The organism is Armatimonas sp. (genome assembly GCF_043760365.1).
Lineage (GTDB): Bacteria > Armatimonadota > Armatimonadia > Armatimonadales > Armatimonadaceae > Armatimonas.
On record NZ_JAYUPA010000017.1, the window covers coordinates 1 to 2,479 of the forward strand.

Sequence of the window (2,479 nt, forward strand, 5' to 3'; positions counted from 1 at the left end):
GATTGTCGCCAAGGCCGAGGCCGATGCGGAGCGGGAGCGCGAGCAGGCAATGATTACGCTACGTCAGCAGATCGTGGATCTGGCACTCGGTGCAACCACTAAGGTTGTCGGCGAGAGCCTGGACGCGGATCGTCACGGCAGGCTGATTGACGAGTACATCGCCAAGGGTGTCCCTAGTATCCGTCCTGGTGTGGCGGAGGCGTAATGCGCGAAGAGTCTGTCTCCCGGCGCTACGCCGCCGCGGTGTTCAACCAGTCCAAAGCGGCTGGGACGCTGAAAGAAACGGCTGCTGACCTGGCAGTGGTGTCTGATATGCTGGTGGCTAACAAAGCACTCGCTGGCATGATCGCGCACCCACTGGTTACCCAGAGTCGCAAGAAAACCGTCCTCAATGCAGCGTTCTCCGACAAGGTCTCAGTGGCCACGATGGGGTTCTTGAACCTACTGGCGGACAAGCGGCGTATGGGCCTGCTTGGCGATGCCAAACGGGAGTTCGATGAGCTTCTGCGGGCGCACAGCAACATTGTTTCGGCAGCCGCCACCACCGCCGTTCCTCTCAGCGCGGCACAGCTCGTGGCTCTGGAGAAGGCTCTGGAGCAGCGCACGGGCAAGGACATTGAGCTGACCACGAGTGTGGATCCTAGCCTGATGGGCGGAATTCTTGTGCGAATCGGTGACACGGTGCTGGATGGCACGGTCAAAGGCAAGCTGGATCGCCTGCGCGAGCAGCTTCTCACCAAAAAGTAAAACGGAAATATTATGGCAGTAAGACCCGATGAAGTCACCAGCATCCTAGAGCGAGAGCTGGCAAGTTATCAGAGCGGGGTCGAGGAAGTCGGCGTCGGTACCGTCCTACAAGTCGGTGATGGCGTCGCTCGTATCTACGGCCTGAGTGATGTCGCGGTGGCGGAGCTTCTGGAGTTCCCCGGCGGCGTTATGGGAATGGCGCTCAACCTGGAAGAGGATAATGTCGGCGCGATTATCTTAGGCAATGCCGAGGGAATCCGCGAAGGCGATATCGTCAAGCGCACCGGACGCATTATCGAGGTGCCAGTGGGCGAGGGGCTCGTGGGCCGCGTCGTCAACGCCCTCGGTCAGCCCATAGATGACGGTGGCCCGATTGTGGCCGCCGAGCAGCGCCTTCTGGAGATCAAGGCGCCCGGCGTCGTGGATCGTCAGCCGGTTAAAGAGCCGATGTACACGGGTATCAAGGCTATTGACTCGATGCTCGCGATTGGCCGTGGGCAGCGTGAGCTGATTATCGGCGACCGCCAGACCGGCAAGACCGCGATTGCGATTGACACGATTATCAACCAGAAGGGGCAGGATGTCTTCTGCTTCTATGTGGCGATCGGGCAGAAAGCCTCGACCGTGCGTATGGTGGTGGAGGCTCTGCGTGCCAACGGCGCGATGGAGTACACCACGGTGATCGCCGCGACCGCGTCGGATCCCGCGTCCCTCCAGTATCTCTCGCCCTATGCCGGTTGTGCGATGGCGGAGTACTTCCGAGACTCTGGTCGCCACGCCTTGATTATCTACGATGATCTCTCCAAGCAGGCCGTCGCGTACCGCCAGGTCTCGCTGCTCCTGCGCCGTCCGCCAGGCCGCGAAGCCTACCCTGGCGACGTCTTCTACCTGCACTCTCGGCTTTTAGAGCGGGCTTCCAAGCTCTCCGATGCGAAGGGTGGCGGCTCACTAACCGCGCTGCCGATCATCGAGACGCAGGCAGGCGACGTCTCCGCGTATATTCCGACCAACGTGATCTCCATCACCGATGGCCAGATCTTCCTTCAGACCGACCTCTTCAACTCGGGTGTTCGCCCGGCCATTGATGTGGGTGTCTCGGTGAGCCGCGTGGGGGGCTCGGCGCAGATCAAGGCGATGAAGGACAAGAAAGTCGGCGGGCGTATCAAGCTGGAGCTGGCACAGTACCGTGAGGTGCAGGCCTTCGCTCAGTTCGCCTCGGACTTGGACAAAGCGACTCAGCACCAGCTCTCCCGTGGCCAGCGCCTCGTGGAGCTGCTGAAGCAAGACCAGTACGCCCCGATGCGTGTCGAGTGGCAGATCATCTCGATCTACTCCGCCACATCGGGTGCTCTGGACGACCTGCCGGTGGAGTCCGTCCGCAAGTTCGAGAAGGAGTTCCTAGCCTACATCGCGGATAAGTACCCCGATGTCCCGGTCAAGATCGCCGAGACCAAGACCTTTTCCCAGGACATCGAAGACAACCTCAACCGCGCCCTGGGCGAGTTCAAGGCCATCTTCAAGCCTTAGTCAAAAAATAAAAGCCCCCTGCTTCCTATGATGAGGAAGCAGGGGGCTTTTTTAGTTTTTTACTTGGCGCGGAATTCTTTCATCTCGGCTTTGTCCATGTTTTCTTTGGTCATGAGCACGACGCCGGTGTCAATCTTCTTCTCGACCGTTTCGCCTTTTTTCGCGGCGATCAGGGCTTTCACGGACTCATAGCCCATCTTGAAGG

2 protein-coding genes and 1 pseudogene are annotated in these 2,479 nt (G+C 59.7%); all 3 read left to right on the forward strand.

The features are described from left to right. Positions 1-205: pseudogene (locus ACH2EH_RS00415) on the forward strand (hypothetical protein); the annotation flags it as partial. After that, a complete protein-coding gene (gene atpH / locus ACH2EH_RS00420) occupies positions 205-747 on the forward strand; it encodes an ATP synthase F1 subunit delta (RefSeq protein ID WP_395137719.1) in 543 nt (180 codons plus the stop codon). The pseudogene ACH2EH_RS00415 and the gene atpH, both read left to right, overlap by 1 nt. A 12-nt stretch (positions 748-759) precedes the next feature. Continuing rightward, positions 760-2,274, forward strand: a complete 1,515-nt coding sequence (atpA, locus tag ACH2EH_RS00425; RefSeq protein ID WP_395137721.1) for a F0F1 ATP synthase subunit alpha — start codon at positions 760-762, stop codon at positions 2,272-2,274. Positions 2,275-2,479: the final 205 nt, after the last annotated feature.

Bases quoted from the DNA above. Each gene is read 5' to 3' on its own strand.
- atpH (WP_395137719.1), top strand. From the start codon at position 205: ATGCGCGAAGAGTCTGTCTCCCGGCGCTACGCCGCCGCGGTGTTCAAC.
- atpA (WP_395137721.1), top strand. From the start codon at position 760: ATGGCAGTAAGACCCGATGAAGTCACCAGCATCCTAGAGCGAGAGCTG.